Raw genomic sequence first — 24,878 nt, forward strand, 5'->3', positions numbered from 1 at the left:
AAATATCCCGGGGGATGAGGAGCGCCCGGAAAAAGATCCAACGGATCTTTTTCAGCGACGAAGGGGGCAGAGCCCCCACTTGGCCTCAAAGCTGGGGCGCCTCAATGCCCCCCTTCCATCACGCGAAACCAGCATCTATCCCCAGTCCCGGAACTGAACGGGGTGAGGATATGAATCTGGCCGAACATGTGCTGCGGGCGGGCCTTGCCACGCCGGACAAGCTGGCCATGTCGGTCCTGGAGCTGGGCGGCGGCGACCGCTGGTCGCATGCCCGGCTGCGGCAGGCGGTCCTGGGTACCGCAACAGGCCTGCTGCAATCGGGCCTGCGTCCGCGCGACCGGCTGCTGATGCGTCTGGGAAACACCCCCGGCTTTCCCGTCACCTATCTCGGCGCCATCGCCGCTGGAATCGTCCCGGTCCCGACTTCGGCCATGCTGACCACGCCCGAGGTCACCCGGATCGCCGCCACGATCCACCCCGCCATGGTGATCGCCGACCACGGCCTTGCCCTGCCCGACCATCCCGCGCCGGTTCTGCCTGCCGCAAGGCTTGCCGAATTCGCAACCCTGCCGCCGGCCGAATTCGCCCAACACGACCCCGACGATCTGGCCTATATCGTCTTTACCTCGGGCACATCCGGCCAGCCGCGCGCGGTTTGCCATGCGCATCGCGCCATTCTGGCCCGGCAGATGATGTTTCAGGGCTGGTACGGGCTGACCCCGCAGGACCGGTTGATGCACGCAGGCGCGTTCAACTGGACCTTTACCCTCGGCACCGGCCTCATGGACCCCTGGACCCTCGGCGCCAGCGCCCTGATCCCTGCCGCTAGCGTCGCGCCCGAGCAGATCCCGCTGGTCGCCAGCCGCAACGGCGCCAGCATCCTTGCCGCAGCCCCGGGCGTCTTTCGCCGCATGTTGCGCGCCGATTGGAAACCCTGGCGCGACTTGCGCCATGGCTTGACCGCCGGAGAGCGGCTTGACCCCGGCCTGCGCCGCGCATGGCAGGAACGCACCGGCACCGACCTGCATGAGGCGATGGGCATGTCGGAATGCTCGACCTTCATCTCGGGCAGCCCCGCCCGCCCGGCCCCCGAGGGTGCGGCGGGCTTCGCCCAACCCGGCCGCCGCATCGCTATCCTTGACGACGAAGGGCGCGAACTGCCGCCCGGCACGCCTGGAACCCTTGCCGTCCACCGCTCGGATCCCGGACTGTTTCTTGGCTATCTCGACCAGCCTCGCGACACCGCCGCGCGCTTCGTGGGCGACTGGTTCGTAACCGGCGATCTTGCCCGGATCACCGATGCGGGCGCGGTCTGCACGCTTGGCCGCGCCGACGACATGATGAACGCCGGCGGCTTTCGCGTCGCTCCGGCAGAGGTCGAGGACGTGCTGGCCCAAACCCCCGACATCGGCGAGGTCGCAGCGGCCGAACTGCCGGTCGGCCCCGGCAGCAGCATCATCGCCGCCTTCTGGACCGGCAGCGCGGACGAGCGCGATCTGCGCACCGCTGCCGAGAACGGCCTTGCACGCTATAAGCAGCCGCGCGCATATATCCACCTGCCCGCCCTGCCCCGCACGCCTACGGGCAAGATCAACCGCCGCGCCCTGCGCGAGGCCCATCGCAAGGACCGGACATGACCCAGCAGATCCGCCTCGATATCTTTGCCGACCCCGTTTGCCCCTGGTGCCTGATCGGCAAGGCCGAACTTGACCGAGCGTTGGAAAGCCGCCCCGATCATCCCTTTGCCATCACCTGGCAGCCCTTTCGGCTGGACCCGCAGATGCCACGGGCCGGAATGGACTACGTCGCCTATATGAAGATGAAGTTCACCGACGAAAAAGGCATCATCGCCGCAATGAAGCCGGTGATGGAGGCCAGCGAGCGGCTGGGGTTGTGGATAAACCCATCGCTGATCGAGCGGATGCCCAATACGCTGGACGCGCACCGCCTGATGCATTGGGCCGGGATCGAGGGCGCGCAAAGCCCGGTCATGTCCGCCCTCATGCGTGCCCATTGGCGCGAGGGCCAGAATATCTCGAATCCCGACGTGCTGGTAGCCATCGCCGAGGGGGCCGGCATGGACGGCAAGGTGATCCGCCGCCTGCTTGCCTCGGATGCCGATGTGGACACCGTCAACGCGCGCGAGCTGCATGCAAGACAGCGGGGCGTGAACTCGGTCCCCACCTTCATCATCGCCGACACCCATGTGGCCTCGGGCGCCCAGTCCGCCGACCTGTGGCAACGGGTAATCGACGAGTTGCAATCCCAATAGGTTGCGCGCGGCGCCTTAAAAGGCGCAAGATCTGGAAATTGTCGCGCGATTCGCCTATATTCAGTCTTCTCCATCTTTCCGACTGGAACCCGGCGTTCGCGGCTGTATAAGACCCGTTCGCCAATTTTCGACCTCTTGCCAAGGACCTCCGCCATGAGCCGATTCTCTGCTCCTATCGCCGAACAGATCTGGGACATGAAATACCGGCTCAAGGACAGCGACGGCCAGTCCATCGACCTGTCGGTCGAGGATAGCTGGCGCCGCATCGCCCGCGATCTTGCCCGCGTCGAAAAGGATCCGACGCTGTGGGAAGACCGCTTTTATGCCGCGCTTGAGGATTTCAAGTTTCTGCCCGCCGGCCGCATTCTGGCCGGCGCCGGCACCGGGCGCGAGGTGACGCTGTTCAACTGCTTCGTCATGGGCACCATTCCCGACAGCATGGGCGGCATCTTCGACATGCTGAAAGAGGCCGCGCTGACCATGCAGCAGGGCGGCGGCATCGGCTATGACTTCAGCACCATCCGCCCGCGTGGGGCCGAGGTAAAGGGCGTCGCCGCCGACGCCTCGGGACCGTTGTCGTTCATGGATGTCTGGGACGCCATGTGCCGCACCATCATGTCGGCGGGCTCGCGCCGCGGGGCGATGATGGCCACCATGCGCTGCGACCACCCCGATATCGAGGCCTTCATCCAGGCCAAGCAGGACAGCGCCCGTCTGCGCATGTTCAACCTGTCGGTGCTGGTGACGGATGCCTTCATGGAGGCAGTCAAGGCCGATACCTCGTGGGATCTGGAATTCGGCGGCAAGGTCTATCACACCGTGCAGGCGCGCGATCTGTGGAACCGTATCATGCGCGCGACCTATGACTATGCCGAGCCGGGCGTGATCTTCATCGACCGCATCAACCAGCAAAACAACCTGTCTTATGCGGAAACCATCGCCGCCACCAACCCTTGCGGCGAACAGCCTCTGCCGCCCTATGGCGCTTGCCTGCTGGGGTCGGTCAACCTTGCCCGGCTGGTCGAGGCACCCTTTACCGCCGAGGCGCGGCTGAACGCGGACGCCCTGGACGAGTTGGTCCGCACCGCCGTGCGCATGATGGACAACGTGGTCGATGCCTCGAAATTCCCGCTGCCGCAGCAGGCGGACGAGGCGCAGGCCAAGCGCCGCATCGGGCTGGGCGTCACCGGTCTTGCCGATGCGCTGTTGATGCTGGGCCTGCGTTATGGCGCGGCTGATGCTGTCGAACAGACCCGTATCTGGATGAAGGCCATCGCGCGCTCGGCCTATCTGGCCTCGGTCGATCTGGCACGGGAAAAGGGCGCTTTCCCGCTGTTTGACGCGAAGAAATACCTGAATTCGGGCTTTATGCGCCGGATGGATGCGGACGTGCGCGAGGCGGTGGCCCAGCACGGCATCCGCAATGCGCTGCTGACCTCGATCGCGCCGACCGGCACGATCTCGCTTTACGCCGGCAACGTCAGTTCGGGCATCGAGCCGGTCTTTGCCTATGCCTATACCCGCAAGGTGCTGCAAAAGGACGGATCGCGCACCGAGGAAGAGGTCGTCGATTACGCCGTGCAGATGTGGCGCGACCTGAAAGGCGACGCCCCCCTGCCGGATTATTTCGTCAACGCCCAGACGCTGGCGCCGATGGACCATGTCGCCATGCAGGCGGCGGCACAGGAATGGGTGGACAGCTCGATCTCCAAGACCATCAACTGCCCCGAGGACATCGGCTTTGAAGAGTTCAAGGACGTCTATCTGGCCGCCTGGGATAAGGGCTGCAAGGGCTGCACCACCTATCGCCCCAATGACGTGACCGGCTCGGTCCTGTCGGTCAGCGAAAAGACCGACGCCGCGCCGCAGGCCGACAAGGGCGCCGATGTGGTCTATCTGACCGAGCCGCTGGACCGTCCAGCGGCATTGGAGGGCGCGACCTACAAGCTGAAATTCCCTGGCAGCGAGCACGCGATCTATATCACCATCAACGACATCGTGCAGGCCGACCACCGCCGCCCCTTCGAGGTCTTCATCAACTCGAAGAACATGGAGCATTTCGCCTGGACCGTGGCGCTGACGCGCATGATCTCGGCGGTGTTCCGTCGTGGCGGCGACGTGTCCTTTGTGGTCGAGGAACTGAAGGCGGTTTTCGACCCGCGCGGCGGCGCGTGGATCGAGGGCCGCTATGTCCCCTCGATTCTCGCGGCCATCGGCGGGGTGATCGAGCGTCACATGATCGCCACCGGCTCGCTTTCGGGTGAGGGCATGGGGCTGAAAACCGATCCCCAGGCCGAGGTAATGGCGGTGGGCGAACGCCCGCGCGGCCCCGCCTGCCCCTCTTGCGGCCAATACGGCATGCGGATGATCGAGGGCTGCATGACCTGCCCCTCTTGCGGCCATTCGAAATGCGGCTGATCGGCGCCGGGCAGCGCAAACTCTGCCCGGCTGGAAACCGTATCTGGCGAAATTGCATCAAAGGTGTAGCCTTGTGATTGCAGGAAGGAGCAGATGCGCATGTCCCGAAAGACCGCCCGCTATGTGATCGTCCCTGACGACAACGTCTTCAACGACAGCATGGAAACGACCAGCTTCCGGCTGTTTCGCGCCATGCATCACCGGCTTTTCCGCCCCTCGGGGGCAAAGCCCGCGGACAGCATGGCGCGGGGCGCCTGCCAAGGGTCGGAACCGGCGGCCCGGCCACCCCTGAGGATGCTGGATACCGAGGTTGGGCGGATCAGGTTGCTTGATTCCATCGGCGAGAACGAGGCGTCGCTGGTTCGTATGACGCCACAGCAGGCGCGCGAATTGCAGCGCGCCTATCCCGGACTGCGCGTGCGGCCCGAACTGCGGCTTTATCCCCTGCGCTATGGCCAGATCAATATCATTCGCAAGCAGGCCAATCCGGCAGCCTTTCGCTCGGCCAAAGAGCTTGAATTGCGCTGCGTCGACGCGCTCAGCGGCAAGCCGGTCGCCGGGGCCTCGGTCGTGGTGGTGCTGGACAGCCGGCGCGGCTTTGGCATCTCGGATGCGGTGACGGATAAGGACGGGCGGTTCCGCACCCCCCTGCCCGCCCGACAAACCCGCATCGACGCGGTGATCTGCCAGCCGCTGGCCGGATACTGGCCCGGCGGGACCGAGGATATCCCCGTCGCCGCCGAGGGCCTGACCGAACTGACCCTGTCGCTGGTCCCTGTTGCCGAGGATTTCAGCGACGGGCTTGCGCAGATGCTGGCCCCGGCAAAAAAGACCGACGGGCGTGGCGTCAGGGTCGCTGTCGTCGATACCGGCGTCGATCCCGCCAAGGGGTTGAACCTTGAACGTGGGCTGAACACCACCGGAACCGAACCCGCCGACGAATGGTTCGACAATGGCACCGGCCATGGCACCCATGTCGCGGGCATCGTGGCCCGCATCGCGCCACAGGTCGCGCTGCATTCCTATCGCGTCTTTGAAAAGGGCGATGGCGGGGCCAGCGAATTCGCCATCGCCCGCGCCATCCGTCAGGCGGTCGAGGACGGCTGCGACATCATCAACCTGAGCCTTGGACAGTCGTCCGAGCCGATCGCGATCTCGCGCGAGGTGCGGCGCGCCCGCGCCTTGGGCGTGGTCTGCGTTGCGGCTGCTGGCAATGACTATATGTCGCCCGTCTCATATCCGGCGCGTTCAGGGGTGGTGGTGGCGGTATCGGCGGGTGGCTTGCTGGATAGCTGGCCAAAGGGCGCAATCACCGGCCGCAACGTCGCGGACGACCCCGCCCCCATAAAGGATCGCTTTTTTGCCAGATTCAGCAATATCGGACCGGAAGTGGACTTTATAGGACCGGGTGTCGGTATTATATCTTGGGTGAACAGGACCTCGAAGGGGGTAATGGACGGCACCTCGATGGCTTGTCCCGCCGTGGCCGGGCTGGTGGCGCGGCTGCTGTCCCGAAACCCCGAAGTTCTTTCGGCGGAACGCAACCAACAGCGCTCCGACGACATTATCAAGTTGGCGAACAGCCATGCGGTTCCGATAGGTTTCGGCCACGAATACGAAGGCGCCGGCCTGATCGACCAAAGGTAAGGCCCAGAGGTGAAGACCATGAAGACGCAATACAAGAGACCCCTAAGCTGCGTTCTCGTCTATGCCGATGACCGCGACCCCAGCCGCGAGGAAACGGCCGAGGTGCTGGACCAACTCAGGCCGCTGCGCGCCGAAGAGGTCGTGCCCGGCACGATCCGGGTCAAGGGCAGCCTGAACGACGTGCGCAAATATCTGGGCGAACTTGCGCATTGGCAGTTGGCGCAGGAAAAGATCTTTGCCCTTAATCCCCCGCACAAGGCACAGCTACGCTGATGCCGCGCGGCTTCGGCCCGTCTGCCGGGCTTGACGCGCTGCGGGTTACAAATGCAATTTTACCGCTGGAAAGCTATGACGACCGCCCGGGCTATGACCCGGGTTTCGTTTTGCAGTCTCATCCCCTGCCATTGCCCGGTCCGGGCCGCTGGGCGGATGATCTGGTCCACCTGACCCCCGAGGCCCGGCAACAGAGCCGCGACGACAGCGAGCTTCGCTATACCCATTTCTCGGTCCGTATGGCGCAGTCGCGCGCCCTGCCGCTTTGCAGCGCGTGCAATATCGACGGCAGCCGTTCCGATCACAGCGTGCCACGCAGCGACATCTGGCGGCGCGATCCGCGGATCAATACCGGCTTGCAGAACCTGAACGAAGGTTACGGCCACGACCATCAGGGCCTGTTCAGTCGCGGTCACATGACCCGGCGCAAAGACCCGAACTGGGGCCCGCCAGAGATCGCGCAGCGTGCCGACGCCGACACGTTCCACATCACCAATGCCGCCCCGCAGCGTCAGGGTTTCAATGCCGGCATCTGGCTGGCGCTCGAGGACTATGTCCTCGACAATACCGATCGCGCCAATCTGAAAGTGACGGTCATCACCGGCCCCATCCTTTCGCCCGATGATCCGGTCTATTACAACCGCCGGATTCCGACCGCCTTCTGGAAGATACTGGCTTTTGTCCATGCAGGGACCGGGGCGCTGACGACGATAGGCTATCGCCGGTCGCAGATGGATTACCTGCCCCGGCCGGCCGGTGGCCGTTTCGTCTTTGGGGATTTTCGCGACAGCCAGGTTCCGGTCCGCGCCATTGCGCAGGAAAGTGGGCTGGATCTTGCCGCCTATGCCGAACTGGACGTAATGGCCGGCGCCGGACCCGAGATGGAGATCCGGGTCGCCAGCACCGCCGACTTCTATCTGTCGCGCTGATCCGAAAACGCCTTAGCCATCCAGCACCGGAAAGCCGCGCGACAGGATGCGCCCGGCCAGCGGCGCGGAAATGGTGCCGGGGGTGCGGCCCCGATCAAGGCCAAGACGGGTCTGGACAAAGGCCCCCGCCAGATCGGCATCGCCTTGGGTCAGCAGCACGGCGGCGGTCAGCAGCAGGGCGCTGCGTTCGACGAACCAGCGCGCCTCGGCCTCGGGGACCGCGCTGCCCCAGCGGCTGCGATGCGCGGTCAGCGCGGCGTCATAGGCCGGGTCCAGCCCCGCCGCCGCATCCAGCCGCACCGCCAGCATTTCAGCCGCCAGAGGATCGCGCGCCAACGTCCGCAGCGCATCAAGGCAGATCACATTGCCCGAGCCCTCCCAGATGCCGTTCAGCGGCGCCTCTCGGTACAGCAGCGGCAGCGGCGTATCCTCGACATAGCCCATGCCGCCCAGTACCTCCATCGCCTCGGCCACGACCATCGGGCACAGCTTGTTGGCCATGTATTTCGCCAGCGCCACGCCGATGCGGGCAAAGGCGCGATCATCTTCCCCGGTGCCGTCAAAGCTTGCCGACACATGCAGGCCCAACGCCAGACTGCCGTGCCAGTCCAGCACCAGATCGGCCAGCACCGCGCGCATCAGGGGCTGGTCGATCAGCCGGCGCTGAAAGACCCTGCGATGGGCGGTCCAGTGATGCGCCTCGCGTAGCGCGGCCCGCATCAACCCCACCGGAGCCATGGCGGTATCGAGCCGGGTGTGATGCACCATCTGGAGGATGGTTCGGATACCGTCGCCCTCGCCGCCGATGCGCCACGCCAGGGCGCGGTGATACTCGATCTCGGCCGAGCCGTTCGAGCGGTTGCCGAGCTTGTCCTTGAGCCGCAGGATGCGGATCGCGTTGCGGTCCTTGTCCAGCCAGCGCGGCACCAGAAAACAGGTCAGCCCGCGCCCGGTCTGCGCCAGCGTCAGAAAGCCGTCCGACATCGGCGCCGAGCAGAACCATTTATGCCCGGTCAGCCGCCATGCCGTGCCGTCCGGTTCTGCCCGCGTCGTATTGGCGCGCACGTCCGAACCGCCCTGTTTTTCCGTCATCGCCATGCCCAGCGTCGCACCCGTCTTGCCGGCCAGCGGAAGCACGGACGGATCATAGCGCCGCGACAACAGCGCTCCGCGCCAGTCCCCGGGCAAGTCTTCGGCCGCGGAAACGACAGGAACCGAGGCATAGGTCATGGTCAGCGGGCAGCAATGCCCCGGCTCGACCTGACTGGCCAGATAGACCATCGCGGCATGGGTCAGATGACCGGCCTGCCCGCCCTCCCACGCGACCGAATGATAGCCGGCACCGATCGAATCGCGCATGAAACGATGGTAGGCGGGGTGAAAGCGCAGCTCATCCAGCCGCCTGCCACCGCTGTCGAACAAATCCAGTTCGGGCGAGTGGCGGTTTGCATCACGCGCGGCCTGACGCATTTCCGCCCGGCCCAGCAACGCTCCATAGCCGGCCAGCGCTTCGGTTTGCGCACCACCCGCCTGCATGATCGCCCGCAGCGCCGGATCGTCGCGCCACAGGTCGCGGTCGCCGGGGCTTTCGGGCTGGTTCATCACCTCATGCGTTTCCAGATCGGCCGTCGGATCAAGATGCATCACCCATCCCCTTTGCTGCATCGCTGCGCGATGTTAGCCCGGAACGGCGCCCTGCCGCGAATTCCGTTGCGGCAGGGCGTCAAGACACCGCCTATTCGGCGGCAATCTCGCTGCGGCCGGTATAGGCGTTGATCGCGGTCTGGAACGGCAGGTGGCCGATCACCTCGCCACCCTCGTTTTCGACACGCAGCGCCTGAACCTTGCCCTCGGCCATGCGCTTCAGCGCCTCGGCAATACTGGCCTCGGGGTCGATGGCGACATCCGGGACCGGCAGGGACGCACTGGCCGTGGCCATGATCGTGCCGACCTTCAGCACACGGCCCCGGTCCACATGCTGAACGAAATTCGCCACATAGTCGTCGGCCGGACGCAACACGATATCTTGCGCCGAGCCCTGCTGGATCACATCGCCGTCGCGCAAAAGCGCGATCCGGTCACCGATGCGCAGGGCCTCGTCAAGATCGTGGGTGATGAAGACGATGGTCTTCTTCACCTCGTTCTGAAGATCCAGCAGCACCGTCTGCATGTCATAGCGGATCAGCGGGTCCAGCGCCGAATAGGCCTCGTCCATCAACAGGATCGGCGCGTCGTTGACCAGCGCGCGCGCCAGCCCCACCCGCTGCTGCATGCCTCCCGAAAGCTGGCTGGGATAGCTTTTCTCATAGCCCAGAAGCCCCACCCGCTCGATCCAGCGCATGGCGGTGCGATAGCGCTCGGCCTCGGAAAGGCCCTGCACCTCAAGCCCGTAGGCGGCATTGTCCAGAACGGTGCGATGCGGCAGCAGGGCGAATTTCTGGAACACCATCGCGGTCCTGTGGCGGCGAAACTCGCGCAGGGCCTCGGGCGACATCTCCACGACATTCTGCCCCTCGATAATGATTTCGCCGGCGGTCGGCTCGATCAGGCGGTTGATGTGGCGGATCAGCGTCGATTTGCCCGACCCGGACAGCCCCATGATGACCTGGATGCTTCCCGGCGCGATCGAGATGTTGATGTCGCGCAAGCCCAGCACATGATGGTGACGCGCCTGCAGTTCCGCCTTGGTCATGCCGGCCCGGACCGCCTCGACATGCTTGGCGGGATATGGGCCGAAAATCTTGTAAAGATTGCGGATCTCGATACCGATTGGATCAGCCATGGCTTACCTCGCGATGCTTTTGCAGCCGCTTGCCCCATGCCTGACTGATGCGGTCGAACAGGATGGCGATACCGACGATGGCAAAGCCGTTGAACACGCCAAGCGTGAAATACTGGTTCGAGATCGCCTTCAGCACCGGCTGACCCAGCCCCTGCACCCCGATCATCGAGGCGATCACCACCATGGCCAGCGCCATCATGATCGTCTGGTTGATCCCCGCCATGATCGTCGGCAAGGCCAACGGCAGCTCGGCCTTCACAAGCTTTTGCCATGTGGATGAGCCAAAGGCGTCCGCAGCCTCCAGCACCTCGGGATCGACTTGCCGGATGCCCAGATTGGTCAGGCGGATCATCGGCGGGATGGCGTAGATCACCACGGCGATCAGCCCCGGCACACGACCGATGCCCAGAAGCATGACCACCGGGATCAGATAGACAAAGCTGGGCATGGTCTGCATGACGTCCAGCACCGGGTTCAGGATCGACTGCACCCGGCGCGACCGCGCCATCAGAATGCCCAGCGGCAGCCCGACGGCGATGGAAATCAGCGTCGCGGCAAAGATCATCGACACCGTCTTCATCGTGTCGTCCCACATGCCGAACAGACCGATCAGCACCAGCGTCACCACGCTGCCGATGACGATCCGCAGGCTGCGGCTGGCGCCCCACGCCAGAACAGCGACGACCAGCAGGATGATCGGCCATGGCGTATTGGTCAGCAGTCTTTCGGACCAGATCAGGAAACTCTGCAGCGGACTGAAAAAGCCCTCGATCATGTCGCCGTAGCTTCGGGTGAAGTTTCGAAAGCCTTCGTCGATGACCTTCTTGAGGTCGCGAAGATAGCCGTCATTTAGCTGGGGAAAGGAGGTTAACCATGTCATGGTGATCTCGTCCGCGCTGGTTCGGAAAGATAGGGGCAGGCAGCAAGAGCCGCCCGCCCGCCGGACAGGCTGCGCTTACAGCGCGGCCTTGATGCGTTCCGCCGCCTCGGGCGTGACCCACTGGGTCCACATCTCTTCGTTGTTGCGCAGGAACTCACGCGCCCCGTCTTCGCCGGTGGCCTGATTGTCGGTCATCCAGGCCATGAGCTTGTTGACCGTATCGTTGCTCCAGCTGCGTTTCGACAGATATTCGATGACGCCGGCATCGGCCTCATCCGCGAATTTCTTGGACACCAGCGTAAAGACGTTGTCGACCGGAAAGGCGTTCGGCTTGGGGTCCGAGCAATCCGCGACCGAGGTGCAGCGTTTCCATTCCTCGACATCAAGCGGCACGCCGAAATCCACCGCGACCATGTCATACTTGCCCAGAAGCGAGGTCGGCTCCCAATAAAAGCCCAGCCACGGGGCTTTTTGCTCGTAAGCGCGAGAGATCGAACCATCAAGGCCCGCGGCCGAGCCGGTATCGACCAGCGTGAAGCCATGCCCCTCGATATCAAAGCCTTTTGCAAGCTGCGTGGTCACGACCGTGCCACCCCAGCCCTGCGGTCCGTTGTATACCGCGCCTTTGGACGAATCCTCAGGGGCGGGGAACAATTCGGGATGGGCCAGGATTTCCTCGATCTTGTTCAGGTTCGGATGTTCATCCAGCATATAGCGTGGGATGAACCAGCCCTGCTGGCCGCCATCCGTCAGCGAGCGGCTGAGCGAGACGATCTTTTCATCCTTCAGCCCGGCATCGACGATCTCGGGCATCAGGTCGACCCAAGCCTCGGGCACAACTTCGGGCTGACCCTTTTCCACCAGCGAGGTGATGCTGGGCACGGTGTCGCCGACGATGATCTCGGCGCTGCAGCCATAGCCCTGATTCAGGATGAACTGGTCCAGATTGGCCAGAACCTCGGCGCTTTGCCAGTTCATGCTGGCAATGGTCAGGTTGCCGCAATCCGCCGACGCGCTTCCAGCCAATGCCATGAAGGGCAAAGCGAATGCGGTGCCAAGAAGTAATGATTTTTTCATGTTTTGTTTCCCTGTCGCGAACATTGGTGGTGGCAGCCCGTCCCGTCGCGTGAGGTTGGGCGCCTGTTTGGGTCAGGAAGTTCCTCCTGCCGGTTGTCGCCTCAGCATGCGGCCGCGTTCGACCGCCGCGTCCAAGGCAATTCGCATCGAGGATGAGAAACCCGCCGCATCCGCAGCATCAAGACCGGCGGCAGTCATCCCACGATAATCACGATAATCATGTAGCACCTGACACGCTTGGGCTATGCGCCCCTCAAGAAGCTGCGCGGCATTGCAGATCACGCCCTCGACGGCGCGGCAGGCGGTTTCGGGCGCAACCCCGGCCTGGGTCAGCCAGTCCAGCATGGCTTGCGCCATCAGCGCAGGATAGGCCGAGCCCGAGCCGGGAACCGCCGCCATAAGCTCCAGATGCGCCTCGTCATGCAATCGCTCGACGCTGCCAAGAACCGACAGGACGTTTTCAAGCGTGGCCGCATCTCCGGCCGTGACCAGCCCGTCGCCAATCCATGGCGTATAGGATTTCCCCAGCTCGGCCGCCGCGTTCGGCATGGCGCGGGCGCAACGGGCTCCTGTCTGGGCGAGATCGGACAATGTGATGCCTGCCATAAAGGAAATCAGCAGGCGGCCGGGGGCCGCCAATATGACATCTTCCCAGTCGTGCGGGCGCACCGATACGACAATAACGTCACATCTTGCGACAATATCGTCAGCGTCGCGCGCCCATGTCACCCCAGCATATCCTGAATAGAGCGGCTGGGAACGCGCGTCCCGGGTCAGCACCGCCAACCGATCCGGGGTCACGACACCGCTGTCCAGCAACCGCCTGCCCAGAATCGCCCCCAGCCATCCGTTCGCGCCGATGATCCCGACCCTCATGCCACCTGCCCCCCTGCCGGGGCCCCGGTGACGGGGATGAAGCGGGCATTGAAACGGGCGATCTCGCGCGGCTCCGGGCTCTGACCGGTATAGATCTCGACATAGGTCGGGATGCGCTCCAGCCGGGTTGGAATATCCTCTCGGGCCTGCATCGAGATATAGCCGATCTGCACCAGATAGACCGTCCGTGCCCGGACATCCGCCACGGCGGGGTCATGACCCCAGGCCACCAGCATCTCGACCAGCGCTTGCAGCCGCGCTGCATCCGCCACCTCGATCCGCTCGGCGACCTTACGGTCCTGCAAGGCCCAACTGCGGACCGCGAATTCCAGCCGGGAATCGAAGGCATCCGACAGCAAGCAGGTCAGGACGTTCAGCATCGCCTCGGTCTGGGTCTCGGCATATTGGCGGGTCGCGGCGACCAGCGGCTGGGTCGTCCGCGCCTCCCACCCTTCCAAAAGCGCGTTAAGCAGCGCCTCGCGATCTCCGAAAAACCAGTAAAAGCTTGTGCGCGACAGGTTCAACTGCTTGGCAAGCGGCTGAATTTTCACCGCATCGACACCGCTGTCGATCAGCGCCTTATAGCCGGCCTCCAGCCATCCCTCACGAGATCCGCGCCAGCCGGTTTCGGGGGCAACATTGTTATCCATGCCTCCATGATTAACCACAGGCCCGATTCGGCTCAACTTAATTGTTCATGGATGCATATCAAAGGATCATTGGTGTTTTTTTTATTGACACAAGTGAACATTCCTTACTTTCATATAGTAGCGACTCCACCGTCACAGGCAGATCCATGTCGAACGATCCTCTTTTGCAGCCCTATCAGTTGAAGCACCTGACACTTCGCAACCGGATCATGATCACCAGTCATGAGCCCGCCTACCCCGAGGACGGCATGCCGAAAGAGCGCTACCGCGCCTATCATGTCGAACGCGCCAAGGCGGGCGTGGCGCTGACCATGACGGCGGGATCGGCGGCGGTGTCGCGCGACAGCCCCCCGGTCTTCAACAATATCCTGGCATGGAAAGATGAGGTCGTCGGCTGGATGAAGCAACTGGTCGACGAATGCCACGACCATGGCGCGGCGGTAATGATCCAGTTGACGCATCTGGGCCGGCGCACGCGCTGGGACAAGGCGGACTGGCTGCCGGTGGTCGCGCCAAGCCACGAACGCGAGGCCGCGCACCGCGCCTTTCCCAAGCGGATGGAAGACTGGGACATGGCCCGCATCACCAGCGATTTCGCCGATGCGGCCGAGCGGATGAAGGCAGCCGGCGTCGACGGGATCGAGCTTGAAGCCTACGGCCATCTGCTGGAACAGTTCTGGTCGCCGCTGACCAACGACCTTGACGCGCCCTATGGTGGCAACCTTGAAAACCGCCTGCGCTTTACCTTTCAGGTGCTGAAAGCCATCCGTGATCGCTGCGGGCCCGAATTCATCACCGGCCTGCGCTATACCGGCGACCAGATGCAACCCGGCGGCATGATGGCGGATGAGGGCCTGCAGGTCTCGCGCATGCTCAAGGACAGCGGGCTGGTGGATTTCCTGAACGTGGTGCGCGGCCATATCGACACCGACGCCGGGCTGACCGACGTGATCCCGGTGCAAGGTATGCGCAACGCCCCGCATCTGGAGTTTGCCGGCCAGATCCGCAAGGCGACGAATTTCCCCACCTTCCACGCGGCCAAGATCCCGGACGTGCCCACCGCGCGCCATGCCATCGCCTCGGGGCTTTTGGACATGGTCGGCATGACGCGGGCGCATATGGCCGACCCGCATCTGGTGCGCAAGGTGATCGAGGGACGCGAGGATGACATCCGCCCCTGCGTCGGCGCGAACTATTGCCTTGACCGCATCTATCAGGGCGGCCTTGCCTTTTGCCTGCATAACGCGGCGACGGGGCGCGAGCAGACCATGCCCCATACCATTCCCGCCGCGCCCGCGAAAAAGCGCATCACCATCGTCGGCGCAGGCCCTGCCGGTATGGAGGCCGCCCGCGTCGCCGCCGAACGCGGCCATGAGGTCACCGTATTCGAGGCGGCGGATGCTCCGGGCGGCCAGATCCGCCTGACCGCGCTGGACGAGCGGCGGCGCGAGATGATCTCGATCATCGCATGGCGTATGGCTCAGTGCGAAAAGCGGGGCGTGAGTTTCAACTTCAACAGCTATGCCGAACCCGAGGACGTGTTGGCCACCAATCCCGACGATGTCATCATCGCCACGGGCGGCCTGCCCCATGTCGAGGTGCTGGCACAGGGCAACGACCTTGTCTGCTCGGCCTGGGACATCCTGTCGGGTGATGTGAAGCCGGGCCGCAACGTGCTGATCTTCGACGATGCCGGCGACCATGCAGCCTTACAAGCAGCCGACCTGATTTCGGCCAGCGGCGCGGCGGTCGAGATCGTGACCCCCGACCGCAGCTTTTCGCCCGAGGTCATGGCGATGAATCTTGTGCCCTATATGCGCAACCTGCAAAAGCGCGACACGACCTTTACCGTGACCTGGAGGCTGATGGCGGTGGCGCGCGACGGCAACCACTTGCGCGCCACCCTTGGCAGCGATTACGGCGATTTTACCCGCGAACGCATCGTCGATCAGGTTGTCGTCAACCATGGCACCAGACCGCTGGACGAGCTTTACTTCACACTCAAACCGCAATCGTCCAATCTGGGCGAGGTGGACTATGACGCCCTGATCGCAGGCGAAGCGCAGGGGATTCACAAGAACCCAAGCGGGCGCTTTCGCCTGTTTCGCATCGGCGACGCGGTTGCCGCCCGCAATACCCATGCCGCCATCTATGATGCGTTGCGGCTGGTAAAGGACCTGTAACCCCGAGGAGATGCCATGACTCGCCCCGAAACTTTGCAACATCTGCTTGATGTGGCCCTGCCTGCGATGCAGGCCCGCGCCCACGACGGCGACTCGCCCGCCTCGTTGGCCCGCATCACCGAGGCCAGCCGGACGGTCGGCAACCCCGGGGCGACTCCGGCCAGCCTGCCGGTTTGCAACTGGCTGGACCGGGCACTGGCACGCGAACCCGACGCATCCGACCTGGCCGCACTGTTCGCGGCCTTCCGCACGCTGTCGCCGCTGCTGCGCTGGCGGACCCGCACAGGCGACTCCACAGCCAGCGAGGGTTTTGCGGACAACCACGCCAACGCCATGCTGCTGGGTCCCGGCGGTCTCGAAGAGCGTCGCGACCTCTGGCTGGGCATCAGCCTGCTGGCGCCCGGCACGCGCTATCCCGATCATCAACATGCGCCCGAGGAAACCTATCTGGTGCTCTCGCCCGGCCAGTTCCGCAGAAACGGCTCGGACTGGTTCGAGCCCGGCGTGGGCGGCAGTTTCTTCGTCGCGCCAAACTCGGTCCACGCCATGCGGGCGACCAAGGATGCGCCGCTTTTCGCGCTCTGGGCGCTTTGGGCCTAGAGGGCGGACAACAAGCAGCCTGCGCCGCATATCCGGCGTGGGCTATGGCCGAAACTGCCCCGCCCCCGTTCCCACAGGATCGGCGGCCCGGGCCAGCCCAAGCGCCCGGGAGGGCATCAGCGCGAACAGGCCAGAGGAAATCACGATCACCGAACCTAGGATGGTCCAAAGATCGGGACGCTCGTGAAACAGCACGATTCCCGCGATCATTGCAAAGACCAGCCGCGTATATCTGAACGGCGTCACCGCAGCGATTTCGCCAGTGCGCATGGCAATGGTAAGCGCAGTATAGGCAACGACCCCCGCCGCAGAACCGGCCAGCAGACCCAAGGCCACCTCGACCCGCGGCCATTCAGGGCCCGAGCCGAACGGCAATGCGATCAACCCCGAGACAATGAGCATCAGGAACCCCAAAACGCCAAGCTGACGGTAAGACATCGTGTGCGGGGCAGCTCGGGTCGCCAGATCCCGGCCCGCAAAACCCAGCGTCGCAATGACGGCAAGCAGCGACAGGATGCCAAAACCCTCGGCGCCCGGACGCAGGATCATCACGACGCCCGCAAAGCCCACCAGCACGGAAATCCAGCGGCGAAGGCTTACCTTTTCGCCGAAAAAGATGCCCGCCCCGGCAATCACGACCAGCGGCGCGGCCTGAAGTATCGCCGAAGCCGTTGAAAGGGGCGTAAGCGCGATGGCCAGCATGAAAAACAGCCGGCCCGTCACCTCGAACGCCGAACGCGACAGCATCACCGGCGATACCATGGCCTTGGAAACCGGGGGTTCACCGGCATGCAGGGCAAGCGCCGAGAAAACCAGCACGCCAAACAGGCCGAATGACACAAGCACCTGCCCCACCGGCAGACTGGTCGCCGCGTACTTTAGCAGCGCATCCTCCATGGCAAAGCAGCCCATTGCCAGGATCATGAACATGGCGCCCCGAAGGTTCCAGGCAGAGCCACGCCTACCGTGCTGAGTGTTCATTCTACGTCTTCACCAATCTACGAGAGTTTTGCGGCTCTACCATCGTCGCTCGCGCGGCAGAAGACCAGCCATCGGTTTAGTGAAGTGGTTTCGCGGCTATCGTTGCCGATCCGCGAACATTTCTTGTTGCTTTCCTGCACTCTGAAAAGCGGCGAGGTTCCCCCCGCCGCCGGATCTGGTCGCTACCTGCCAAGGGCGTCGTATCGCTGCTCCCAAGACTGGACCCTGTGCGAAGCTGCCGCCAAGGGCAGGTCTTCGACTTCTGTCCTGTCGTCCAATACATCGGCCGCCCCTTTGAGCTTCTGGCGCTCATCGAACACGGCCCGCCTCACTTCGCGCATGCTAGGCTTGCTGGTCATAGCAGTTCCTCCATCGGGCGACGCGATATCCGCGCAGCAAGATAAAGATAACATAGCCGGTCCATTTTTTCACGATAAATTCTATCGTCATTTACAGATATTTAGGGTTTCGGCGATCTCATCTACCGCTTTCCCGCAACCTTCCCATGCGCAGCCAGCACCGTTTTAAACCGCAGAAGGCAGGCATTGCCCGCGCGGATCGCGGGCGGATCAACGCCATGCGGGAACCCGACAGCATTTTGCTCCTTTTATAACTGTCGCGAACGTTGGTAGTGAGTATCGGGGCCCCGGTTACAGCCCAACGCACGGAGTTCCCGAAAATCGGGAGCAATCATACGGTCACACTGGAGAAAAGGGGCCGGTGGCCAAGCAGGCGGTTCGTCCCGCGCCAAGGTGGCCACTAGGTCATCTTGTGACAGCGTGTGGAAAATCGTCTGGCCATGTTGGGATGGCCTCGCCGCAGAACTGGCCAATCCGCCCTCAAGGCGGCGTGGGTTTTAGGGAGGAAATGGTAGCGGAGGAGGGATTTGAACCCCCGACACAAGGATTATGATTCCTCTGCTCTAACCAGCTGAGCTACTCCGCCACGGGTGCGTGCGATTTACGGTGCGTGGCGGGGGGCGTCAAGGGGCCGAAAGCAGCTTTGCCAAAGTTTTTGACGCGCCGGGAAAACCTTGGTCGTGCAAACTACCGCCGCGCCTGCCATAGGCAAAAAATACCTGCCTATACCCCTTCGGGACCAAGGCGGATGCCGCGCGTCTTTCACAGTCACGCACCCCGGAAAAGGGCATCTTACCCGCCGCCGCTTTATGTGAATAAAAGCCCGGCTCTCGTCAGACAGAGATGCCGTTGCGTCCAGCCAGATCGGTAAAGAACTGCCACGCCACCCGGCCCGAGCGCGAACCCCGCGTCGCCTGCCATTCGATGGCTTCGGCGCGCAACTGCTCTTCCGGGATCTGCAAGTCATAAGCGTCGCAATAACCGCGCGCCATGGCCAGATATTCGTCCTGCGAACAGGGGTGAAAGCCCAGCCACAACCCGAAACGATCCGACAGCGAAACCTTTTCCTCGACTGCCTCGCCGGGATGGATGGCGGTCGAACGCTCGTTGTCGATCATGTCGCGCGGCATCAGGTGGCGCCGGTTCGAGGTGGCATATAGAATCACATTGGCGGGCCGGCCCGAGATGCCGCCGTCCAGCACCGCCTTGAGCGATTTATATTGCGTATCGTCGTGACTGAAGGACAGGTCGTCGGAAAACAGCACGAAACGGCGATCCGCAGCGCGACCCAAAATCGCCAGCAACCGCCCGACCGAGCCCAGATCCTCTCGCGCGATCTCGACCAGAACCAATGGCAGGCCCTGACGCACGGCCTCGGCGTGCACCGCCTTGACCAACGAGCTTTTGCCCATCCCGCGCGAACCCCAAAGCAGCGCGTTGTTCGCCGCATGGCCGCGCGCGAATTGCAACGTATTCGCCAGCAACGTGTCGCGCGCCCGGTCGATGCCGATCAGTTGCACCAGATCGACGCGGTTGACCTCTTCGACTGGCTCCAGCCGGTCAGGGTCGGGTTGCCAGACATAGGCGGTCGCCTCGGCAAATGTCGGCTCGGGCGCGGGGGCCGGAGACATCCGTTCCAGCGCCGCGGCGATACGCAGCAAGGCTTCTTCAGACATCGGCTTCCTGTTCTTCCAGTTCTCGTTTCTTCTCGATCCGGCGCACGAGGAAAATCGACACCTCGTAAAGCCCGTAGATCACCGAAAACAACACGACCTGGCTGATCACGTCCGGGGGCGTGATCATGGCGGCCAGCACCAGAATCACCACGACGGCATAGCGCCGAACACTGGCCAGCCCCTCGGAGGACACCAGCCCGGCCTTGCCCATCAGCGTCAAGGCCACCGGCAACTGGAAGGACAGGCCAAAGGCCAGAATGAACTTGGTGGTCAGCCGCAGGTATTCCTCGACCGAGCCTTGGAAGACGATGCCGGCCCAAGGCTGAGCCGCCGTGGCAGGCGGAACGGCGTCCCCCCCTGCTTGCGCCACCGCCTGTGCCGCCAAGGTCGGATCGTCGGGCAGCGCCAACGGCCCTTGCTGAAAGCCCAGGAAAAAGTCAAAGGCCCAAGGCAGAATGATGTAATAGGCGAAGGCCGCGCCGATCAGGAACATTACCGGCGACGCGATCAGGAACGGCAGCAAGGCGTTCTTTTCACTGCGGTAAAGCCCCGGTGCAACGAAACGCCACAGTTGATAGCCCACGACCGGAAAGGCCAGCACGAAGCCACCGAAAAAGGCAATGCGCATGGCGACAAAGAACCCCTCCTGCAATTTCAGCAGGATCAGCCCACAGGTCTGGCCGCGCTTTTCCAGCGCATTGCAGATCGGCTGGGTCAGGAAATCGAAGATCGGATTCCAGATGAAATAGCAGGCCACCATCGCCACGACAAAGGCCAGCACGGACCAAATCAGTCGCGTGCGCAACTCGGCCAGATGTTCGATCAGCGGGGCAGAGCTTTCGTCGATATCTTCCGGCTTGGCAGATTTCATCGCCACGGAACGACCTTTCCTGTCAGTCTTGTCAAGCGCGGTCCGAGCGGCGCACGGCATGCAGCCGGCGGCGGCCCTCGGCGGTGTCGAGCGGCTCGGCCTCTTCTGGGGCCGGCGGGGCAGCGACGCCCGGCGCGGGGGGGAGGGCTTCGGACGCATCGCCGCCATTTGCCACGGGTTCGGGCGGCAAGGGGGCCGAGGGATCGGATACGGGGGCCTTGCGACCGGCTTCGTCCTTGGGATTCAGCGGATCCCATTTCTCGAAACGTTCGGTCGCGCGCTCCAGCGCATCAAGGCCCAACGCACGCTTGGAAGTCAGCGCGTTCACGTCCTTGAGCGTCTTGGCCGCATCATCAAGTCCCGAGGCCTTCGCCGCATCCTCCATGGCGCCGCTGAATTCACGCGCCATTGACCGGGCACGCGCAGTGACCCGACCCAGCGTGTGAAACAGCTTGGGCAGGTCCTCGGGGCCGATGACGATCAACGCCACGACTCCGATCAGCAGTAGCTCACTCCAGCCGATATCGAACATGACCTTGGGGCCGGCGGATCAGAGCTTGGTCGTGTCGGTCGGCGTCACGTCACGCAGCGCGCCATCGGTCGCGGCGCGGGTGCGCTCGGCTTCCAGCTTGGCACGTTCGGCCGCGATTTCGGCGCGGGCGCGGTCGATATCGTCAGCGGTGCTCAGCGTCTCAAGTTCCTTGGTCTCGCTGCGGGCGGCGGTGTCGATATCCTCGGCACCCTCCTTTACGCCTTTCTTGAAGGCAGTGATTCCCTTGCCGACCTCGCCCATCAGGGACGAGACCTTGCCGCGACCGAAAAGAACCAGAACGACGATTGCGATAAGCAATAGCGCCATGGGTGAAGGTGCGTGCATCTGTTTACCTCCGTGGCAGGCCCCCCGGGCCTTGCGGTGCATCTATCCGTCCCGATATAGGTCGGGAACGCCACGTTCGAAACCCCCAAACGCGTGATTACACCGTTTGACACGCCGCCGCGCTTCCCCGCGCCAGATTTCCACGCAATACTGAAGGCAATGGAAAGCACTCAGATCATCAGCGCCTTCGTCACGCTGTTCGTCGTGATCGACCCGGTAGGGCTTGTACCGCTGTTCATCGCGCTGACACGCGGCATGTCGCCGCAGCGAACCCGGCGAATCGGCTGGCGGGCACTGGCCATCGCGGCAGTGCTGATGACCTTGTTCGGCCTTGCAGGCGAGGCAATCCTGACAGGCATCGGCATCTCGCTGTCCGCCTTCCGCGTCGCAGGCGGGCTGCTTTTGTTCCTGACCGCGCTCGACATGCTCTTCGAACGCCGCACCGAGCGGCGCGAAGGACAGCAGGCGCGCGACGAGGACGACGACCCATCGGTCTTTCCGCTGGCCACGCCGCTTCTGGCGGGTCCGGGGGCGCTGGCCTCGATGATCCTGCTGGTCGGGCAGGATCCGGGCCCGACCCATACGCTGATGATCCATCTGGTCATGCTGACTGTGCTGGGGATCGCGGCCGTGCTTTTCGCCATGGCCCGACCGATCGCCAATCTGCTGGGTCGCACCGGCACCATGGTGGTGACGCGCCTTTTCGGTATGCTGTTGGCAGCGCTGTCGATCCAGTTCGTCTTCGACGGGCTCAAGGGATCGGGATTGGTTGGATGAGCGAAGAATTCGGACGCGTCGCCTATCTGGTGCTGCTGCTGATCGCGGTCGGCGGCTTCCTGGTGGTGGAATTTCGGGTGCGACCGGGGCAAACGCTGCGGCAGGCGGCGGCCTGGGGATTGATCTTCCTGGGGGCCGTGGCGCTGGCCGGGCTCTGGGACGATATCCGAGGCGCGATCTCGCCCCAGGCGCGCATGCTCGAGGGCGGCCGGATCGAGGTGCCAATCGGGAATGACGGCCATTACCACCTGACGGCTCAGGTGAACGGGACACCGGTGCGCTTCGTCATCGACACCGGCGCAACCACCATCGCCCTAGGGCCGCGCGACGCCGCCCGCGTCGGCATCAACCCCGACGAACTCGTCTTTGCCGGTCAGGCTCGCACGGCGAACGGCATCGTTGAAACCGCCACCGTCCTGCTCGACTCCGTGGTCATCGGCGATATCCGCGACACCCGGGTTCCGGCGGTGGTGCTGCGCGCCGATCTGGACCAGTCGCTGATGGGCATGTCCTACCTGTCGCGCTTCGCCCGTGTCAGCATCGAGGGCAACCGCCTCATTCTTGAACGCTGATTCATTTCTTTCGTGTGGAAATATCCCGGGGGAGCGTGTTGCGCGCCCCGTCAAGGGGCGCGCAACAGGCGGGGGCAGAGCCCCCAATACGCGGCCCCGCGCTGCTACTGCTTGCGCTCCCAGCGCCCGCCGGCCTCGGACCAGTATTCCGCCGCCACACCCGCGGCCTTCAACGCGCGCCATTGCATCCGGGCGCGCTCCAGCGCCTCCGGATCATTGCCGTCAAAGACGATGCAGGCACGCTCCAGCGCCATGCATTCGGCCCCCGAAACCTCGGCGCCTTCCAGCGCGATCAGGCAGCGCGCGGTATTCCCCACCGCCTGTCCCTCGACGGTCAGCAGCACGGGTTGGCGCGCATCATGCGCGCCCCCGGCCAAACCGTGTGGCAGGAATCCTTCGCCCAGCCAAAGCCGCTCGTCCAAAGCCACTTGCCGCGCCCGGTCCCTGCCCCGCAGCTCGACCCGCCAACCCGCCTGCAAACTTTTGCCGATCAGCATCGGCAAAAGCTGCACCGGACCTGAACGGGTCAGGTGATAGAACAGGGCCGAACCCATCAGCCCCTCGTCTCGAAACGGTCGCGCACCAGCCGGTCCAGCGTCATCACGCCCCAGCCAGATGCCCCTTTGGGCGCCAGCCGGGTCTCCGAGGGCGGCAGGGCCACCCCGGCGATATCCAAATGCACCCAAGGCGTGTTGTCACGCACGAACCGCTGCAGGAACTGCGCCGCGGTGATCGAGCCCGCCGCACGTCCGCCGGTGTTCTTGATATCGGCCAGTCGCGAATCGATCAGCTTGTCGTATCCCGGCCCCAGCGGCAGGCGCCAGGCGCCCTCGCCCTCGGCCTTCGCAGCATCCAGAACCGCCGTGGCGAAGGCGTCGTCGTTCGAGAACACCCCGGCATTCTCGTGCCCCAGTGCGATAATGACGGCGCCGGTAAGCGTCGCCAGATCGACCATGGCCGCGGGCTTGAAGCGGTCCTGCGCATACCAAAGCACATCGGCCAGCACGAGCCGGCCTTCGGCATCGGTGTTGATGACCTCAATCGTGTCGCCTTTCATCGAGCGCACGATATCGCCGGGCCGCTGCGCCTTGCCGTCGGGCATGTTCTCGACCAGACCGACCAGCCCCACGACATTGGCCCGCGCCCGGCGCAAAGCCAAAGCACGCATGACACCGGCGACAACGCCCGCGCCGCCCATGTCCATGGTCATTTCCTCCATGCCGGCTGCGGGTTTGATCGAGATGCCGCCGGTGTCGAAGACGACGCCCTTGCCGATCAGCGCCAGCGGGGCGGCGTCGCCTCCGCCGTTCCAGCGCATGACGACCACCTTGGATGGGCTCTCCGAGCCCTGCCCCACGGCCAGAAGCGCGCGCATCCCCAGCTTGGCCAGTTCGTCCTGTTCCAGAACCTCGACCTCAAGACCCAGTTCGCGCATGGCCAGCAGGCGGTCGGCAAAATCGCTGGTGGTCAGCACGTTCGCCGGCTCGTTCACCAGATCGCGGGCAAAGAACACGCCCTCGGCCAGCGCAGCGCCATCCGCCGCCGCACGCGCCAGCGTCTCGGGGTTCTGGTGCATGAAGGTCACGCGCCCCCGTGGCGTGGCGCCCGGGGGCGCATCCTGCCCCGCCTCTACAGTGCCGGCCGCATCCGACAGTCGCGCATCCTCGGGCGCCCCGGTGTGGCTGGTGCTGGCGGCGGGTTCGGTCGGCGCCTCGTTTTCGACGGCCGTGCCGTTTTCGGATTTCTTCGTCTTATAGGCCGAGAAATCATAGGCCCGCAGCGCCAGCCCAAGCGCGACTTCGGCGGCGCGCGGGTGATTCCCGGCCAATACCAGCGTCTGCGCCTTGCCCAGCTTCGCACCGATGCTGGCGCCCGCGGTCCGGGCCGCCGTGACATCTGCATCTGCAGGCAGCAGCACCAGTTGCAGCGCCTCGGCCTTCAGCCCGGCGGGAAAGGCCAGTTCCAGCGCCTTGCCCGGCTTGACCGCCTTCCACGCATCCGAGGCGAGGGCGCGGGTCAGCGCCTCACGCGTCGGACGCGGCAGACCGGCCGGCAACCGCCCGGCCTTTGGCACCAGGATCGCGACGCGGCCGGGCCTTTCGGCCAGTCCCGCGACATCCGTCGCCGTAAAGGAAATTTCGACTGGATGAGTCATGCTCCTGCCCCTTCGCGTTGTCC

General features: G+C 64.1%; 22 protein-coding genes, 1 tRNA gene and 1 pseudogene. 10 read left to right on the top strand and 14 right to left on the bottom strand.

Annotated features, from left to right (window positions below):
- The first annotated feature begins 170 nt into the window (after positions 1 to 170).
- The 6 genes from JWJ88_RS07465 (at position 171) to JWJ88_RS07490 (ending at position 7,539) form a co-directional block, all read left to right on the top strand.
- A complete protein-coding gene (locus tag JWJ88_RS07465) occupies positions 171 to 1,637 on the top strand; it encodes a class I adenylate-forming enzyme family protein (protein ID WP_205293488.1) in 1,467 nt (488 codons plus the stop codon).
- Positions 1,634 to 2,272, top strand: coding sequence for a DsbA family oxidoreductase (locus JWJ88_RS07470; protein ID WP_205293489.1), 639 nt, complete (start codon positions 1,634 to 1,636; stop codon positions 2,270 to 2,272). Before JWJ88_RS07465 ends, JWJ88_RS07470 begins: the two co-directional genes overlap by 4 nt.
- 153 nt (positions 2,273 to 2,425) lie before the next feature.
- Entirely contained in the window at positions 2,426 to 4,690 is a 2,265-nt protein-coding gene (locus JWJ88_RS07475) for an adenosylcobalamin-dependent ribonucleoside-diphosphate reductase (RefSeq protein WP_205293490.1), read from the top strand.
- 99 nt (positions 4,691 to 4,789) lie between these two features.
- Positions 4,790 to 6,337, top strand: coding sequence for a S8 family serine peptidase (locus tag JWJ88_RS07480; protein ID WP_240200129.1), 1,548 nt, complete (start codon positions 4,790 to 4,792; stop codon positions 6,335 to 6,337).
- An 18-nt stretch (positions 6,338 to 6,355) separates the two neighbouring features.
- Positions 6,356 to 6,610: a hypothetical protein gene (locus JWJ88_RS07485; protein ID WP_205293492.1), complete on the top strand. Its 255-nt coding sequence runs from the start codon at positions 6,356 to 6,358 to the stop codon at positions 6,608 to 6,610.
- Positions 6,610 to 7,539 carry a DNA/RNA non-specific endonuclease gene (locus JWJ88_RS07490; protein WP_205293493.1) on the top strand — a complete coding sequence of 310 codons (930 nt, stop codon included), beginning with the start codon at positions 6,610 to 6,612 and terminating at the stop codon, positions 7,537 to 7,539. The genes JWJ88_RS07485 and JWJ88_RS07490 overlap by 1 nt, the downstream gene beginning before the upstream one ends.
- Positions 7,540 to 7,551: 12 nt before the next feature.
- Here JWJ88_RS07490 and JWJ88_RS07495 read toward each other — a convergent pair whose 3' ends face one another.
- From JWJ88_RS07495 to JWJ88_RS07520, 6 genes are all read right to left on the bottom strand, one after another.
- On the bottom strand, positions 7,552 to 9,183 hold the full coding sequence (locus JWJ88_RS07495) for an acyl-CoA dehydrogenase family protein (protein ID WP_205293494.1): 1,632 nt from the start codon (positions 9,181 to 9,183) through the stop codon (positions 7,552 to 7,554).
- Between the two features lie 91 nt (positions 9,184 to 9,274).
- The gene (locus JWJ88_RS07500) at positions 9,275 to 10,321 is read right to left on the bottom strand and encodes a quaternary amine ABC transporter ATP-binding protein (protein ID WP_205293495.1); all 1,047 of its coding nucleotides are present in this window, start codon (positions 10,319 to 10,321) and stop codon (positions 9,275 to 9,277) included.
- The gene (locus tag JWJ88_RS07505; RefSeq protein WP_205293496.1) at positions 10,314 to 11,201 is read right to left on the bottom strand and encodes an ABC transporter permease; all 888 of its coding nucleotides are present in this window, start codon (positions 11,199 to 11,201) and stop codon (positions 10,314 to 10,316) included. The genes JWJ88_RS07500 and JWJ88_RS07505 overlap by 8 nt, the downstream gene beginning before the upstream one ends.
- A 75-nt stretch (positions 11,202 to 11,276) precedes the next feature.
- Positions 11,277 to 12,278, bottom strand: coding sequence for an ABC transporter substrate-binding protein (locus tag JWJ88_RS07510; RefSeq protein WP_205293497.1), 1,002 nt, complete (start codon positions 12,276 to 12,278; stop codon positions 11,277 to 11,279).
- Between the two features lie 72 nt (positions 12,279 to 12,350).
- On the bottom strand, positions 12,351 to 13,154 hold the full coding sequence (locus JWJ88_RS07515) for a pyrroline-5-carboxylate reductase family protein (RefSeq protein ID WP_205293498.1): 804 nt from the start codon (positions 13,152 to 13,154) through the stop codon (positions 12,351 to 12,353).
- A complete protein-coding gene (locus JWJ88_RS07520) occupies positions 13,151 to 13,804 on the bottom strand; it encodes a TetR/AcrR family transcriptional regulator (protein WP_205293499.1) in 654 nt (217 codons plus the stop codon). Before JWJ88_RS07520 ends, JWJ88_RS07515 begins: the two co-directional genes overlap by 4 nt.
- 146 nt (positions 13,805 to 13,950) lie before the next feature.
- On the opposite strand from JWJ88_RS07520, the gene hpbA reads away from it, so the two are divergent.
- Together hpbA and JWJ88_RS07530 are read left to right on the top strand one after the other, a co-directional pair.
- Entirely contained in the window at positions 13,951 to 15,987 is a 2,037-nt protein-coding gene (gene hpbA / locus JWJ88_RS07525) for an N-methyl-L-proline N-demethylase HpbA (protein WP_205293500.1), read from the top strand.
- A 15-nt stretch (positions 15,988 to 16,002) separates the two neighbouring features.
- Positions 16,003 to 16,587, top strand: a complete 585-nt coding sequence (locus JWJ88_RS07530) for a dimethylsulfonioproprionate lyase family protein (RefSeq protein ID WP_205293501.1) — start codon at positions 16,003 to 16,005, stop codon at positions 16,585 to 16,587.
- A 42-nt stretch (positions 16,588 to 16,629) separates the two neighbouring features.
- Here JWJ88_RS07530 and JWJ88_RS07535 read toward each other — a convergent pair whose 3' ends face one another.
- The 6 genes and pseudogenes from JWJ88_RS07535 to tatA all read right to left on the bottom strand — a co-directional run.
- Positions 16,630 to 17,568, bottom strand: a complete 939-nt coding sequence (locus tag JWJ88_RS07535) for a DMT family transporter (protein ID WP_205293502.1) — start codon at positions 17,566 to 17,568, stop codon at positions 16,630 to 16,632.
- An 868-nt stretch (positions 17,569 to 18,436) separates the two neighbouring features.
- Positions 18,437 to 18,513, bottom strand: a tRNA-Met gene (locus JWJ88_RS07540).
- A gap of 247 nt (positions 18,514 to 18,760) precedes the next feature.
- Positions 18,761 to 19,603, bottom strand: coding sequence for an ATP-binding protein (locus tag JWJ88_RS07545; RefSeq protein ID WP_205293503.1), 843 nt, complete (start codon positions 19,601 to 19,603; stop codon positions 18,761 to 18,763).
- On the bottom strand, positions 19,596 to 20,474 hold the full coding sequence (gene tatC, locus JWJ88_RS07550; protein WP_205295157.1) for a twin-arginine translocase subunit TatC: 879 nt from the start codon (positions 20,472 to 20,474) through the stop codon (positions 19,596 to 19,598). Before tatC ends, JWJ88_RS07545 begins: the two co-directional genes overlap by 8 nt.
- A gap of 31 nt (positions 20,475 to 20,505) precedes the next feature.
- Positions 20,506 to 21,006, bottom strand: a complete 501-nt coding sequence (gene tatB / locus JWJ88_RS07555) for a Sec-independent protein translocase protein TatB (protein WP_205293504.1) — start codon at positions 21,004 to 21,006, stop codon at positions 20,506 to 20,508.
- Positions 21,007 to 21,200: 194 nt separating this feature from the next.
- Positions 21,201 to 21,351 (bottom strand): annotated as a pseudogene (tatA, locus tag JWJ88_RS22135) (twin-arginine translocase TatA/TatE family subunit); the annotation flags it as partial.
- Positions 21,352 to 21,510: 159 nt separating this feature from the next.
- On the opposite strand from tatA, the gene JWJ88_RS07565 reads away from it, so the two are divergent.
- On the top strand, positions 21,511 to 22,128 hold the full coding sequence (locus tag JWJ88_RS07565) for a MarC family protein (RefSeq protein WP_205293506.1): 618 nt from the start codon (positions 21,511 to 21,513) through the stop codon (positions 22,126 to 22,128).
- Positions 22,125 to 22,700 (top strand): retropepsin-like aspartic protease family protein, encoded by a 576-nt coding sequence (locus JWJ88_RS07570; RefSeq protein WP_205293507.1) that lies wholly within the window; start codon positions 22,125 to 22,127, stop codon positions 22,698 to 22,700. Before JWJ88_RS07565 ends, JWJ88_RS07570 begins: the two co-directional genes overlap by 4 nt.
- A gap of 104 nt (positions 22,701 to 22,804) precedes the next feature.
- On the opposite strand, the gene JWJ88_RS07575 is transcribed toward JWJ88_RS07570, so the two are convergent.
- Together JWJ88_RS07575 and JWJ88_RS07580 are read right to left on the bottom strand one after the other, a co-directional pair.
- Positions 22,805 to 23,254, bottom strand: coding sequence for a DNA polymerase III subunit chi (locus tag JWJ88_RS07575; RefSeq protein ID WP_205293508.1), 450 nt, complete (start codon positions 23,252 to 23,254; stop codon positions 22,805 to 22,807).
- On the bottom strand, positions 23,254 to 24,855 hold the full coding sequence (locus JWJ88_RS07580) for a leucyl aminopeptidase (RefSeq protein ID WP_205293509.1): 1,602 nt from the start codon (positions 24,853 to 24,855) through the stop codon (positions 23,254 to 23,256). Before JWJ88_RS07580 ends, JWJ88_RS07575 begins: the two co-directional genes overlap by 1 nt.
- Positions 24,856 to 24,878: the final 23 nt, after the last annotated feature.

This window comes from Paracoccus methylovorus (assembly GCF_016919705.1).
Classification (GTDB): domain Bacteria; phylum Pseudomonadota; class Alphaproteobacteria; order Rhodobacterales; family Rhodobacteraceae; genus Paracoccus; species Paracoccus methylovorus.